12 protein-coding genes are annotated in these 14290 nt (G+C 73.4%); 6 read left to right on the forward strand and 6 right to left on the reverse strand.

Translation table 11 applies throughout. From position 1 onward, the window contains the following. Positions 1-615: 615 nt before the first annotated feature. The 3 genes from M2266_RS11595 to M2266_RS11605 all read right to left on the reverse strand — a co-directional run bounded on the left by M2266_RS11595 (position 616) and on the right by M2266_RS11605 (position 3517). Entirely contained in the window at positions 616-1950 is a 1335-nt protein-coding gene (locus tag M2266_RS11595; RefSeq protein WP_277438125.1) for a deoxyguanosinetriphosphate triphosphohydrolase, read from the reverse strand. Positions 1951-2023: 73 nt separating this feature from the next. Continuing rightward, on the reverse strand, positions 2024-2812 hold the full coding sequence (locus tag M2266_RS11600) for a sirohydrochlorin chelatase (RefSeq protein WP_277441159.1): 789 nt from the start codon (positions 2810-2812) through the stop codon (positions 2024-2026). A 252-nt stretch (positions 2813-3064) separates the two neighbouring features. Further along, complete coding sequence (locus M2266_RS11605) at positions 3065-3517, reverse strand: gamma-glutamylcyclotransferase family protein (RefSeq protein ID WP_277438126.1); 453 nt, start codon at positions 3515-3517, stop codon at positions 3065-3067. A gap of 112 nt (positions 3518-3629) precedes the next feature. On the opposite strand from M2266_RS11605, the gene M2266_RS11610 reads away from it, so the two are divergent. The 3 genes from M2266_RS11610 to M2266_RS11620 all read left to right on the forward strand — a co-directional run bounded on the left by M2266_RS11610 (position 3630) and on the right by M2266_RS11620 (position 7094). Continuing rightward, positions 3630-4367 carry an ElyC/SanA/YdcF family protein gene (locus M2266_RS11610; protein WP_277438127.1) on the forward strand — a complete coding sequence of 246 codons (738 nt, stop codon included), beginning with the start codon at positions 3630-3632 and terminating at the stop codon, positions 4365-4367. 115 nt (positions 4368-4482) lie between these two features. Continuing rightward, entirely contained in the window at positions 4483-6570 is a 2088-nt protein-coding gene (locus M2266_RS11615; protein WP_277438128.1) for a molybdopterin oxidoreductase family protein, read from the forward strand. A gap of 50 nt (positions 6571-6620) precedes the next feature. Beyond that, positions 6621-7094 carry an OsmC family protein gene (locus M2266_RS11620; RefSeq protein WP_277438129.1) on the forward strand — a complete coding sequence of 158 codons (474 nt, stop codon included), beginning with the start codon at positions 6621-6623 and terminating at the stop codon, positions 7092-7094. A 721-nt stretch (positions 7095-7815) separates the two neighbouring features. Here the strand turns inward: M2266_RS11620 and M2266_RS11625 are convergent. The 3 genes from M2266_RS11625 to M2266_RS11635 form a co-directional block, all read right to left on the reverse strand. Beyond that, positions 7816-8721 (reverse strand): DJ-1/PfpI family protein, encoded by a 906-nt coding sequence (locus M2266_RS11625; RefSeq protein ID WP_277438130.1) that lies wholly within the window; start codon positions 8719-8721, stop codon positions 7816-7818. Continuing rightward, positions 8718-9302: a cysteine hydrolase family protein gene (locus M2266_RS11630; protein WP_277438131.1), complete on the reverse strand. Its 585-nt coding sequence runs from the start codon at positions 9300-9302 to the stop codon at positions 8718-8720. Before M2266_RS11630 ends, M2266_RS11625 begins: the two co-directional genes overlap by 4 nt. A gap of 82 nt (positions 9303-9384) precedes the next feature. Next, a complete protein-coding gene (locus M2266_RS11635) occupies positions 9385-9816 on the reverse strand; it encodes a MarR family winged helix-turn-helix transcriptional regulator (protein ID WP_277438132.1) in 432 nt (143 codons plus the stop codon). A 210-nt stretch (positions 9817-10026) separates the two neighbouring features. Between M2266_RS11635 and M2266_RS11640 the strand changes: the two genes are divergently transcribed. Genes M2266_RS11640 through nirD form a run of 3 tightly spaced genes read left to right on the forward strand, consistent with a single transcriptional unit; the run spans position 10027 to position 14254 of the window. Then, the gene (locus tag M2266_RS11640) at positions 10027-11310 is read left to right on the forward strand and encodes an FAD-dependent oxidoreductase (protein ID WP_277438133.1); all 1284 of its coding nucleotides are present in this window, start codon (positions 10027-10029) and stop codon (positions 11308-11310) included. A 2-nt stretch (positions 11311-11312) separates the two neighbouring features. Then, positions 11313-13934, forward strand: coding sequence for a nitrite reductase large subunit NirB (nirB, locus tag M2266_RS11645; protein WP_277438134.1), 2622 nt, complete (start codon positions 11313-11315; stop codon positions 13932-13934). Next, positions 13931-14254, forward strand: a complete 324-nt coding sequence (gene nirD, locus M2266_RS11650; protein WP_277438135.1) for a nitrite reductase small subunit NirD — start codon at positions 13931-13933, stop codon at positions 14252-14254. Before nirB ends, nirD begins: the two co-directional genes overlap by 4 nt. Positions 14255-14290 lie beyond the last annotated feature (36 nt).

Here is a 14290-nt window from a genome sequence, read left to right on the forward strand (position 1 = left end):
GGACGGCACCGCTGCGCGGCCCGAGAGGCGCAGTGAATTCCGGTCCGCTGCGCTCCCCTTGCCCGGTGGTCGGGTGGGTGAGGCGGATGGGGCGGCGCGGGTCAGTTGGTGCGGCAGTGCGGGTGGCGCCCATCGGCTCCGGCGAGTGGATCACTTCGGGCGGCCGGAGCATCGCTCAAGCGAGTTCTGACCGACCTAAGTGATCCACATCCCCGCAGAAAGCGCCCCATCAACACCACGAGTCACACCCAGCCCCACCCGACCCGCATTCCGGCAACAAGAGCGGACCAAACCTCGCTTCCCCTGCGACCACCCTCCGCAGGAGACCCGCGCACCGCACCCCCCAGCAAGGGCAGCGCAGCGAACCCATGTCACTCCAGGACTCCCCCTCCGCACGGCACCCCCGGCGCCACACCACCCGCCCACCCGGCAAGGGCAGCGCAGCGGACCGCAGTCCCTTCGCCCGGACCGCGCAGCGGGGTCGACCCCTGCCAGGCGCGCAGCGCCAGGGCCCTCCCCCTCCGCGCGGTCAAGGCGCGCAGCGCCGCAGACGCACCACTGCGCACCGCCCGAACCTCAGCCCCCCGCTCCGCACTCCCCACCCCCCGCCGTGCCTCACACCAGCCGGGCGGAACGGCCCGTCGTCAGGCGTGCGTGCAGCGCCGTGGCCGTCGCGTCGGTGAGCGACGCGATCTGGTCGACGACGGCGCGCAGCCGCGCGCTGTCGTCATCCGCCTCGTCGAAGATGCCGCGGAACTGCGGGTCCAGGCCCTCGGGGGCGCGGGCCAGCAGCGCTTCGGCCAGCTCCGCGATGAGGATGCGCTGCTCGGCGCGGCGGCGTTCCTGCGCGGCGCGCTGCATGACGTACCGGTCGGCGACCGCCTTGAGGACGGCGCACTCCAGGCGCTGTTCGCGTGGCACGACCAGCTCGGCGCGGTACCGGGTGAGCCGCCCGGTGCCGTACGCCTCGCGGGTGGCGCGCTCTGCGGCCAGGCAGAACCGGCCGATGAGCTGCGAGGTGGCGTCCTTCAACCGGGCCTGGGAGATGGCCGAGCCGTCATAGCCGTGCGGCCACCACGGCTGCTCCAGGAGCCGGTCGAGGGCCTCGGCCAGCTCGTCGGGGCTGGAGTCGGCCGCGTACCGCTCCCCCGCGCAGTCGAAGATGTCCGCCCGCTCGGCGTCCGCGAGCAGCAGATTCGGGTCGAGGTGGCCGGCGTGCAGGCCGTCCTCCACGTCGTGCACCGAGTACGCGACGTCGTCGGCCCAGTCCATGACCTGCGCCTCGAAGCACTGCCGGTCCTGCGGGGCGCCGGCCCGCAGCCAGTCGAAGACCGGCAGATCGTCCTCGTAGGCCCCGAACTTGGGGCTGTCGCGGTTCGTGGGGTGGCCGCCGCGCGGCCACGGGTACTTCGTGGCGGCGTCCAGGGCGGCGCGGGTGAGGTTCAGGCCGACGCTCACCATCGTGCCGTCCGCGTCCCGCCGGAAACGCTTCGGCTCGATCCGGGTCAGCAGTCGCAGCGACTGCGCGTTGCCCTCGAAGCCGCCGCACGCCTCGGCGACCTCGGCCAGCACCTGCTCGCCGTTGTGCCCGAAGGGCGGGTGGCCGAGGTCGTGCGCCAGGCACGCCGTCTCGATGAGGTCGGGGTCGCTGCCGAGCGCGGCGCCCAGCTCCCGCCCCACCTGCGCGCACTCCAGCGAGTGCGTCAGGCGGGTGCGCGGGCTGGTGTTCATCAGGGCCGAATCCGGGTCGACCACCTGGGTCTTGCCCGCCAGCCGGCGCAGCGCGGCCGAGTGCAGCACCCGCGCCCGGTCGCGCTGGAACGCCGTGCGGCCCGGCCGCTTGTCGGGCTCGATCACATAGCGGTCGGTGTCGGCGTCCCCGTACGGCCCCCACCGCTCGTACGGCCCGAGGTGCGCGGCCGCCGCGTCGGTCCGGTAGTTCGCTTCCATGCCTGTGACCGTAACGCTCCGCTGTGACAGACGCGCCATCGGTCCTGCGACCCCGTGCGGGGTTCGTACCGGGTCACGCGCTGGCGAGATGGAGTGGCGCGGGCCGGCCGGCGGCGGCCAGGGCCTGGTCGTAGCGGTGCAGCACCAGGCGGGCCATGGCGCTGTGCGCGCCCAGCGGCGCCGCCGCGATCCACGGCGCCCCGGCGGAGGTCTGGGTGGCGAACCGGCCGGGGGCGGTGAAGTACGAGCTGACCGCGACCCGGTGGCCGCGCGCGGCCAGCGCACCGGCCGCCTCCGCGACCGAGGGCCCGGCGCCGGAGGCGTAGGCGGGCAGTACGGGGGCGCCGCCCAGCCTTCGGCTGAGGAGTTCGGCGGTGCGGGCGGTGTCGGCGGGCCACTCGGGGTCGCGGGAGCCGGCCGCCGCCAGCACGACGCCCGCGCGCCGCGCGCCCTTGCGCCAGCCGGCCTCGGTGAGGCGCACGTGCAGCGTCTCGGCGAGCAAGGGGTGCGGGCCGAGCGGCGCCGCGGTCAGTCCGCGCAGGTGCGGGGCTCGGGCCAGCGCCTGCGGTATGTCCTGCTTGACGTGGTAGCCGTGGCCGAGCAGCAGCGGTACGAGCACCACGTCGCCGTGCAGCGCCGCGAGCGTGTCGTCGAGCAGCGGCTCGTTCAGCTCGATGTGCCCGAGGTGGACGGGCAGGCCGGGGCGCAGCGTCCGGACCCGGTCGAGGAGCGCGCGCACGGTGCGCCGAGCCTCGGGGTCGCGGCTGCCGTGCGCCACGGCGACCAGTGCGGGACGGCGCGGGGCCGCGGTGAGGGTGACGCGGGCGAGCTGGTTGCTGAGCTGCGCGGTGATCCGGTTCATGAGCTGCGCCGTACTGTCGAAGCTGGTGGACGGGCTGGAGCCACCGGACGGGCTGGAGCCGTCCGACGGGCTGGAGCCGTCCGACGGGCTGGAGCCGTCCGACGGGCTGGAGCCGTCCGGGCCGGCGGGGCGGCCGGACTCCGGGTGCGGTTGCGGGTGCGCTGTCGACGCCGTCATGGACCGAGCGTGCGGGGCGCAGGTTGCGCCCGCGTTGCCCGGCGATGACAAGTTTTTACCTCCCCCTCACGGTCGTCAGGACCGCCTGTGAGGCCGCTGGGCGCGGACCCAGTCGCCGCCGGGTATGACCTGCCCCGAGGCCCGCAGGGCCGCCGCCGGCTCCTCCCCCGCGAGGTACACCCAGGCGTCGCACGGCCGGCCGTCGCAGACCACGCGCAGCGCCGACCGCTCGTACAGGTTCCCGCGCGCGCCCGGAACGTGCTCCTCCAGGCGGTCGAGATCGGCGAGGACGCGCTCGTAGTGGCCGGGAAGGACGTGCAGCAGCTCGCCGTGCACGCCGCCGGTGACCGCGTCGTCAGGACCGGCGACCGCGTACGGGTAGCCGGGCCCCTCATACAGCAGCACCCCCGGCAGCACGGCGGGCCGCGGGGGCGCGGTACGGCCCGCCACCAGGACGTGGTTGGCCTGGCCGGGACGGAGCGTCCCGTAGACGAAGAACGGCAGGCGGGGCCGGGGAGGCGGGGTCACGGCGGCGGTCCTCTCGTCGTCGGGGCGCGGCTGCGTCCATCGTGTCCGGAACCGTACCGGCGCCGTACGCGTCGATCCGGACGACGGGGGTCGATCAACGAGGGGGCGCCGCATGAAGCCGGGCCGGATACGCGCGGCGGTGCCCGCCGTGCTGCGCGGATGGCGTGGATTGCGCGTGCTGCGGGGGTTGCGGCCGCCGCGGACCCGGCGCGGCCGTCGGCTGCTCGTGCAGGCCGTGATGGCCTGCTGCGTTCTGGCGCTGCTGCCCGCGACCTGGCTGCAGGCCTCGGCGGACGGTCGGGTGCGCGCGGTCGCGGACGTACCGGCGGAGCCGGTGGCGGTGGTGTTCGGCGCGGGGCTGGACGACGGGAAGCCGTCGCCGTACCTCGCGCACCGGCTGGACGCGGGCGCCGAGCTGTACCGGACGCACAAGGTGCGGGCGATCCTGGTGACCGGCGACAACAGCCGCACCGACTACGACGAGCCGGGCGCGATGCTCGGCTATCTGGCGAAGCAGGGCGTGCCCGCGTCGAAGGTCGTGCTGGACTACGCCGGCTTCGACACCTGGGACTCCTGCAGCCGCGCCAAGCGGATCTTCGGGGTGGACCGGGCGATCCTCGTCAGCCAGGGCTTCCACATCCGGCGGGCTCTGGCGCTGTGCGACGCCGCGGGCGTCCAGGGGTACGGCGTCGGCGTCGACGAGCCGCACGACGTGACGTGGTTCTACGGCGGCGGGCGCGAGCTCGTCGCGGCGGTCAAGGCGGCGCTGGACGTGGTGGTCGAGCCCGACCCCGTCTTCCTCGGGCCCAAGGAGCAGGGCGTGACGCGGGCCCTCGCGGAAACGCCCTGACCAGCGCGCCGACCGGCGTCCTCACACCCGCCCCCGCGGCGCGCTGAGGTGCACGTACCGGCCGTGTAACCGCGTCGCGTACGGGGGTGAAACACGTACGGCGCAGGCTGGGCGCATGAGCCCGAGCACCGTTGACACGCACTGTCCCTACTGCGCCCTGCAGTGCGGCATGGGACTGGTGGCGCTGCCCACGGGCGGCGTCGAGGTCGTCGAGCGGACGGCGTTCCCGGTGAACCGGGGCGCGCTGTGCGGCAAGGGGCGCACCGCGCCCGAGGTGCTGGCGCGTGGCGCGCGGCTGACCGGGCCGCTGGTCCGCGGTGCGAGCGGCGCGCTGGAGCCGGCCGGCTGGGACGAGGCGCTCGACCGCGTCGCCGAGGGTCTGCTGCGGACACGTGCCGCGCACGGCCGCGACGCCGTCGGGGTCTTCGGCGGCGGCGGGCTGACGAACGAGAAGGCGTACGCGCTCGGCAAGTTCGCCCGGGTGGTGCTGCGCACCTCGCAGATCGACTACAACGGCCGGTTCTGCATGTCCTCGGCCGCCGCCGCCCACCAGCGGGCCTTCGGCCTCGACCGCGGTCTGCCGTTCCCGCTGGAGGACGTCGCCCGCACCGGCTGCGTGATCCTCGTCGGGTCCAACCTCGCCGAGACGATGCCGCCCGCGCTGCGCTACCTGACGGAGCTGCGCGAGCGCGGCGGCAAGCTGATCGTCGTCGACCCGCGCCGCACCCGTACCGCCGAGCAGGCCGATCTGCATCTGCAGCCCCGGCCCGGCACCGACCTGGCGCTCGCGCTCGGGCTGCTGCACCTGGCCCTCGCCGAGGGGTACCTGGACGAGGAGTTCATCGCGGAGCGCACGAACGGCTGGGCGGAAGCGCGGCCGGGGGTGATGGCGCACTGGCCGGAGCTGGTGGAGCGCATCACGGGGGTGCCAGTGCCGCAGCTGCGGGAGGCGGTGCGGCTGTTCTGCTCCACGCCGGACGGGATGGTCCTGACCGCGCGCGGCCCCGAGCAGCAGTCCAAGGGCACCGACACCGTCAGCGCCTGGATCAACCTGTGCCTCGCCACCGGCCGCGCGGGCCGCCCCCTCTCCGGCTACGGCTGCCTCACCGGCCAGGGCAACGGGCAGGGCGGCCGCGAGCACGGCCAGAAGGCCGACCAGCTCCCCGGCTACCGCAAGCTGGACGACCCGGCGGCGCGGGCGCACGTGGCGGCGGTGTGGGGCGTCGATCCCGACGACCTGCCGGCGCCCGGACGCAGCGCGTACGAACTGCTGGACGCGCTCGGCGTGGACGTACACGCACTGCTGCTGATGGGCTCCAACCCGGTCGTCTCGGCGCCGCGCGCCGCCCATATCACCGAACGGATCGCGTCGCTCGACTTCCTCGCGGTCTGCGACGTCGTCCTGTCGGAGACCGCCGAGATGGCGGACGTCGTCCTGCCGGTCACCCAGTGGGCGGAGGAGACCGGCACGACGACCAACCTGGAGGGCAGGGTGATCCTGCGCCGCAAGGCGATCGACCCGCCGCCGGAGATCCGCACGGACCTGGAGGTCCTGCACGGGCTCGCCGCACGGCTCGGCTGGGAGAAGGGCTTCCCGACCGATCCCGAGGAGGTCTTCGACGAGCTGCGCCGCGCGTCGGCGGGCGGCCCGGCGGACTACTCGGGCATCACGTACCGGCGGATCGCGGAGGAGGACGGCGTCTTCTGGCCGTGCCCGGAGACGCCGTCCACGCACCCCGGCACGCCCCGCCTCTTCCTCGACCGTTTCGCGACGCCCGACGGCCGGGCCCGCTTCGTCCCGGTCCTGCACCGGCCCTCGGCGGAGGAACCGTCCGCGGAGTACCCGCTCTACCTGACGACGGGACGCGTCCTGGCGCAGTACCAGTCCGGCGCCCAGACCCGCCGCGTCCGCGAACTCAACGCCGCCTCCCCCGGCCCCTTCGTGCAGCTCCATCCGCAGCTCGCCGAGCGTCTCGGCGTCGCCGAGGGCGACGCTCTCGCGGTCACGAGCCGCCGGGGCCGCGCCGTCGCCCCCGCGCTGATCAGCTCCGCCATCCGCCCCGACACCGTCTTCATGCCGTTCCACTGGCCGGGCGAGGGCCGCGCCAACAACCTGACCAACCCGGCCCTGGACCCGACGTCCCGCATGCCGGAGTTCAAGGTCTGCGCGGTGCGGGTGGAAGCGGCGGCCGCGGGAGCCTGACCGTACGCTGGGCGCTGTCCGGAAGGTACGCAGAAGGAGAGTCGGCGCCCATGTCCCACACGTATGACACGACGGTCACCTGGACCGGCAACCTCGGTACCGGGACGAGCACTTACCGTGCCTACGACCGCTCCCACGACGTCTCCGCAGCGGGCCTCCCCACCATCCTGGGCAGCTCCGACCCGACCTTCCGCGGCGACGCCACCCGCTGGAACCCCGAACAGCTGCTCCTCGCGGCACTGTCGCAGTGCCACATGCTCGCCTACCTGCACGTCTGCGCCGTCGGCGGCGTCAGCGTCACCGCCTACACGGACAACGCGCACGGCACGATGGAAACCACCCCGGGGGGCGGCCACTTCACCGAGGCGATCCTCCGCCCCCAGGTGGAGGTCGCCTCCCAGGAGATGGCCGACAAGGCAATCTCCCTCCACGACGACGCCCACCGCACCTGCTTCATCGCAAGCTCCGTCAACTTCCCGGTCCGCCACGAGCCGGTGGTGACGGTCCGCGGGGTCGAAGCCTGACGGCGGGTCGGTGGCCGGACCGGTTCGAAGAGTGCGAAGGGGTGCGTCTGCGGCGCTGCGCACCTTGACCGCGCGGAGGGGGGATGCCCCGGCGCTGCGCGCCTGGCAACGGGACCGGCCCGCTGCGCGGCCGGGATGCGGGGTGAGGCCGGTTCGCTTCGCTCCCCGGGCGGGGGCCGGGGGATGGTGGGGGCGGTAGGGCCCGGCCCCGGCCAACGGATCAGCGTGAGGGGCCGGAGCCTCGCCAAGTGAAGCTCTGGACACACACGCTGATCAACTTCTCCCAGGACAACGCCCCACGGGACCCGTTTGACCTTGTCAGTCACACCAGACCCACATTCGGCGCAGAAGAAGGGACCAAACGCCGCTGCCCGCCCGGGCGCCACCCGAGGGGCATCTCCCAACGCAACCACCCCGCCACGCCGCAACGGGCAGCGCAGCGGACCGCCCCACTCCCCCACCCGGGCCGCGCAGCGGGCCACCCCACAGGCGCGCAGCGACGGGCCCCCTCCCCCGGTCAAGGTGCGCAGCACCGCAGAAGAACCACACCGCACCGCTCTCACCCCAGCCACCCACCCCTGCCACCTGCCGGCAGGGCGCACAGCGGGCCGGTCAAGGTGCGCAGCACCGCAGAAGAACCACACCGCACCGCTCTCACCCCAGCAGTGCCTGGGGCGCCTTTCACAGCGCCCTCACCGCCGGTGAGTTCGACCGCTGACCGTCACGCCCGTGCGCGCAGTCTGCGGAGCATTCGGGCGTCTTCGAAGCCCACGGCCCGGGCGGCGGATTCGATGGTGGAGCCGTGGGAGATGAGGTGTTCGGCGCGCTCGACGCGGAGGACCTGCTGGTAGCGGAGCGGGGTGAGGCCGGTGGCCTCGCCGAAGCGGCGGGTGAGGGTGCGTTCGCTGACGCCGGAGGTGGCGGCGAGGTCGGTGAGCGCGAGGTGTTCGGAGAAGCGGGCGTCGATGAGGTCCTGGACGCGGTGGACGGCGTCGCTGAGGTGGGCGCGGTGCCGGAGCATCGCGCTGGTCTGCTGTTCGTCGCCGTTGCGGCGGGCGTAGACGACCATGTTGCGGGCGATGCGGGCGGCGGCGCCCGGCCCGTGCCGGCCCGCGACGAGGTGCAGCGCGAGGTCGATACCGCTGGCGATGCCGGCGGAGGTGACGACGCGGTCGTCGACCACGTAGAGCACGTCGCGTACGACGGTGGCCCGCGGGTGGCGCAGGGCGAGTTCGTCCTGCACGTCGTGGTGGGTGGTGCAGCGGCGGCCGTCCAGGAGGCCGGCCCGGCCGAGGGCGTCGGCGCCCGCGCAGATGCTGGCGACCACGCCGCCCGCGGCGTGGTGGTCACGGAGCCGCTGGAGCGTGGATTCCTCCAGCACCCCGTTCTGCGTCAGGGTGCGGGATCGCCAGCCGGGGACGATCACCAGGTCGTCGGCGGTGAGGTCGGGCCACTGGGTGGCCGCTCTGAGCGGGACGCCCTGGGCGGTGGGGATGTCTTCCCGCTCGCCGACGTAGGCGGTCTCGTAGTCGTGGCCGAAGTCGGCCGCGGTCGAGAACACCTGCGCAGGGCCCGCGAGATCCAGCAGATGCAGGTGCGGGATGAGCAGGAAGACCACCCGGGTCACGATCCGGTCAGCTCCTTGACGGTGGTCACACGGGCGAACCGGCCGGCGAGCGCGTACTCGGTGCGGGCGATGATGTCGTCGGTCTGCAGGGTGCGGGGGTCGGCGAGGATCTCCTCGACCGAGCGGCCGGCCGGCGCGTCCCAGTGCTCGATGGGGGTGGTGGCGGTCGCGTCGGTGACGAAGGTGACCCCGTACCCGAGGTCGGAGGCGAGCCGGGTCGTCGTCTCGACGCACTGCTCGGTGCGGATGCCGCTGATAACGACCTCGGTGACACCGCGCGAGGTGAGGAGCTGCTGGAGGTTGGTGGTGGTGAAGGCGTTGTGCGCGGTCTTGGTGAGCACCGGCTCGCCGTCGAGCGGCTCCAGCCCCTCCATCAGGCGGACGTGACCGCTCTCCGGGTCGAAGGCGTCCCCGGTGCCGGGCTCGCTGTGCAGCACCCAGACGACGAGGTCGCCCTCGTCGCGGGCGTGCGCCACGAGGCGGTTCACCTGGCCGACGATGCCGGGGTTGGACGAGGCCGCCCACAGCGGGCGCTGGAGGAAGGACTGCTGGACGTCGATGACGATCAGTGCTCGGTTCATGCCTCGATCCTCGCCCTCGGCGGGTCCGCGGGACAGACACCATTGTGCCTCGATGCGGACCGATCCGGTCACGGACCAAGTATCAGGGCGCTGGCGGTACCGCCAGCGCGCGCAGCGCGACGAGCAGCGCCTCCCCGTCGGGCACCGCGCCGAAGAACGCCGCGTCGGTCGACTCGACGGCGGCGACCGCCTTCGCGGCGAGCCGGGCACCCGCGGGGGTGATGCCGAGCCGCTTGGCCCGGGTGTCGCTCGGATCGGTCACCCGGGTGAGCAGGCCCTTGTCCTCCAGCCGGCGGAGCACCTGGGACGTCATCTTCACGTCCGTGCCGCTGTGCCGGGCCAACTGGAGCTGGTTGGGCTGCTCCCCCTGGCCGTCGAGCCACCACAGCCCGGCCAGCAGGACGAACTGGGCGTGGGTGAGATCGAGGGGGGCCAGGGCCGCCGCGATCGCGCGCTGCCAGTGCAGGGAGGTGCGCCAGAAGAGGAAACCGGGGCTGTCGTCGGGTGCTTCCATCGTCCGACCGTACCCGTCCGCGACGGCCGGAAGCGGGTTTCCGGGCATTCAGTCTGCGCAACGATCATCTCCACGCAGATCACAGCGCGGAGCGCGACGACGTGATGACGTCCGTCTCACACCCGCCGCCGGCCCGCGCTGAGGGCACCGTTCCCTCGGGGAAACGGATGCGATGCGGCCGGGTAACAGCCACGCCGCAGGCTGACGGACATGGACATCGAGGCGGGCACCGAGATCGTGGTGGTGGGTGGCGGGATGGCCGGCGCGCGCCTGGCGCAGCAGCTCGCGCCCGCCGCCCCGGACGTCCGGGTGACGCTGTTCGGTGAGGAGCGGCACGCCCCGTACAACCGGGTGCTGCTCGCGGAGGTCCTCGCCGGGCGGTACGAGCCGGACGTCATCGCGCTGCCGGCCACCGACTGCACGGAACGCCGGGTGGTGCGGGTGGACCGCGCCGAGCAGCTCGTGATCTGCGACGACGGCTCCGCCACCCGCTACGACCGGCTGGTGCTGGCCACCGGCTCCAACCCGGTGCTCCCGCCGCTGCGCGGCCTGTTCGAGGCCGGGCGGGGCGAACTGCCGTTGGGCGTGCACGCCTTCCGCACCATGGACGACTGCCTGGCGCTGTCCGGGGCGGTACGCCCCGGCGTACGGGCGGTGGTCGTCGGGGGCGGGCTGCTCGGCGTCTCCGCGGCGCGGGCGCTCGCCGCTCGCGGCGCCCATGTGATCCTGCTCCAGCAGGGCGAGTACCTGATGGAGCGGCAGCTGGACGAGCACTCCGGCAAACTGCTGCGCGCGCACCTGGAGTCGATGGGGATCGAGGTCCACACCGAGTGCCGGGTGCGGGGGTTGCGGACCCGGCCGGAAGGCACCTCACGGGCCGTCCGGTCGGTCGAACTCGCCGACGGCTACTGCCTCGGCACCGACCTGGTCGTCCTCGCCTGCGGCGTGCGCCCCCGCACCGGGCTGGCGCAGGCGGCGGGGCTCGAGGTCGCCAAGGGCATCGTCGTGGACGACGAGCTGCGCACGTCCGACCCGCTCATCCACGCGATCGGCGACTGCTCGCAGCACGGCGGTGTCGTGTACGGCCTGGCCAACGCGGCCCGTGAGCAGGCGGACGCGCTGGCGTCGCTGCTGCTCGCCGAGGCGGCGCGGGCCGCACACCCCGCGGCCGCGCCACGCTACACCGGAACCCGCGCCCTGACCCGGCTGACCCTCGGCGGATCGCGTTCCAGCGAAACCGGCATCGCCCCCTTCGACCTCGCCGCCTTCGGCGACCCGCTGCCGGTCCCCGGCGACGACGTACTGCGCCTCACGGACGCGACCCGCGGCGCCTACCGGAAGGTCGTCATACGGGACGACCGGCTGGTCGGCGGGATCCTGCTCGGCGACCTCGCCGCGGTGGGCACGCTCGCCCGCACCTGGGAGGCCGACGAGCCGCTCCCGGCCACATCCGCTCCGCTGCTCCACCTGCTCACCAACGACGGAGGTTCCTGACCATGGCTGCTGATACGACGGCTGTTGACACGACGGACGTTCCCACGACGCCCACGATCGTGCTGGTCGGCCACGGCATGGTCGGACAGCGGTTCCTGGAGGCGCTGGCCGACCGGGGCGTCACGGAGCGCTCGCGGGTGGTCGTGCTGTGCGAGGAGCCCCGTGCGGCGTACGACCGGGTGCACCTGACCTCGTACTTCTCCGGGACGACGCCGGACGAACTCGCCCTCGCCGAGGACGGTTTCATGGAGAAGCACGGCATCGAGCTGCGGCTGGGGGATCCCGCGCTCGCCATCGACCGCGCGGCCCGTACCGTGACCGCCCGCTCCGGGCTGACCTTCGCGTACGACACGCTGGTGCTGGCCACCGGCTCCTTCCCGTTCGTGCCGCCGGTCCCGGGCAAGGACGCCGAGGGCTGTTTCGTGTACCGCACCATCGAGGACCTGCTGGCGATCGAGGAGTACGCCGCGAACGGCGGAACCGGCACGGTCGTCGGCGGCGGCCTGCTCGGCCTGGAGGCGGCGGGCGCGCTGAAGGGGCTCGGACTGGACACGCACGTCGTGGAGTTCGCGCCGCGCCTGATGCCGGTGCAGGTCGACGAGGGCGGCGGCGAGGCGCTGCGGCGCACCATCGAGGAGATGGGTGTCACCGTCCACACGGGTGTCGGCACGCAGGCGATCGTCGCGGGCGAGGACGGACGGGTCGCCTCGATGTCGCTGTCGGACGGTTCGACGCTCTCCACCGGCCTGGTGGTCTTCTCGGCCGGCGTCCGCCCCCGCGACCAGCTGGCCCGGGAGTGCGGGCTGCCGGTCGGCGAGCGCGGCGGGATCGTCGTCGACGAGCAGTGCCGTACCGAGGACGAGGCGGTGTACGCGATCGGCGAGTGCGCACTGGCCTCGGATGGCCGGGTGTACGGGCTGGTCGCGCCGGGTTACGAGATGGCGGAGACGGCCGCGAAGATGATCGCGGGCGACGCGGGTTCCTTCAAGGGCGCGGACCTCTCCACGAAGCTCAAGCTGCTCGGCGTGGATGTGGCGAGCTTCGGCGACGCGCACGGCGCCACCCCCGGCTGCCTGGACGTGCTGTACTCCGACTCGCGCTCCGGCGTGTACAAGAAGCTGGTGGTCTCCCGCGAGGGCGTGCTGCTGGGCGGCATCCTGGTGGGTGACGCCGACTCGTACGGCATGCTGCGCCCGATGACGGGCTCGGTGCCGCCGGTGCCGCCCGAGCGGCTGGTCCTGCCGGCGGGCGCGGGCGGCCCGGTCGAGCTCGGCCCGTCGTCGCTGCCCGACACGGCGGTGATCTGCAGCTGCCACAACGTCACCAAGGGCGCGATACTCGACGCCGTCACCGAGCACTCCTGCACCACCGTGCCGCAGATCAAGAAGTGCACCAAGGCCGGTACGGGCTGCGGAAGCTGCGTCAAGGTGCTGGGGCAGCTGCTGCCCCCCGCCGAGGACAAGGGCCTGTGCGGCGACTTCGCGCACACCCGCCAGGAGCTGTACGAGATCGTGCGCGCGCTGCGGGTCACCTCGTTCGCCGCGCTGCTCGACAGCCACGGGCGCGAGGCGGCCAGGGGCGGCGAGGGCTGCGAGATCTGCAAGCCCGCGGTGGCCTCGGTCATCGCCTCGCTCGCGCCGTCGATCGGCGCTCCGGTACATGTGCTGGACGGCGGCCAGGCCGCGATCCAGGACACCAACGACCACTTCCTCGCCAATCTGCAGCGCAACGGCTCGTACTCGATCGTGCCGCGCATCCCCGGTGGTGAGATCACCCCGGAGAAGCTCATCGTGATCGGCGAGGTGGCCCGGGACTTCGGCCTCTACACGAAGATCACCGGCGGTCAGCGGATCGACCTCTTCGGTGCCCGTGTCGACCAACTGCCGCTGATCTGGACGCGGCTGGTGGACGCCGGGTTCGAGTCGGGGCACGCGTACGGCAAGTCACTGCGCACGGTGAAGTCGTGCGTGGGCAGCACCTGGTGCCGCTACGGCGTCCAGGACAGCGTGAAGATGGCCATCGACCTGGAGCTGCGCTACCGGGGGCTGCGGTCGCCGCACAAGCTCAAGTCCGCCGTGTCGGGGTGCGCGCGCGAGTGCGCGGAGGCCCGCGGCAAGGACTTCGGGATCATCGCCACCGCGTCGGGCTGGAACCTGTACGTCGGCGGCAACGGCGGCGCCGACCCGCGCCACGCGGACCTGCTGGCGCAGGACCTCAGCGACGCGGAACTGGTTCGACTCATCGACCGCTTCCTGATGTTCTACATCCGCACCGCGGACCGCCTCGAGCGCACCTCCGCCTGGCTGGAGCGGATCGACGGCGGCCTGGAGCACATCCGCGACGTCGTCGTGCACGACTCGCTGGGCATCTGCGACGAACTGGAGTCGCTGATGTCCGCACACGTCGCGGGGTACCGCGACGAGTGGGCGGACACCATCAACGACCCCGAGCGGCTGAGCCGCTTCGTCTCCTTCGTCAACGCGCCCGACGTACCGGACCCCAGCGTCCGGTTCGTCGAGGAGCGCGACCAGGTCAAGCCCGACCTGGAGGTCCTGGCCGGCCCGGTGCTGCTCGCCGGCCCCACCCTCGCCATCCGCACCCTTGAAGGGACGGTCACCGCATGACCATCGAACTCCTCCTCGACGACACGTGGTTCCCGGTCTGCGACGACGCGGTGCTGACCCCTGGCCGGGGCGTCGCCGCCCTGCTGCCCGACGGCTCGCAGGCCGCCCTCTTCCAGGACCGGCACGGCGCCCTGTACGCGATCGGCAACCAGGACCCGTTCACCGGCGCCTATGTCCTGTCCCGCGGCCTGGTCGGCTCGGATGCCGGGCGGGCGTACGTCGCCTCCCCCCTGCTCAAGCAGCGCTTCGATCTGGTGACCGGGACCTGCCTGGACGACGAAACGGTCAGTACCACGTCGTATGCCGTCAGATCACTCTGAACCCCTCTTCGGAGGAACCCACGTCCCGTAACGTGG

This window comes from Streptomyces sp. SPB162, from assembly GCF_029504575.1.
In the GTDB taxonomy this organism is placed as follows: domain Bacteria; phylum Actinomycetota; class Actinomycetes; order Streptomycetales; family Streptomycetaceae; genus Actinacidiphila.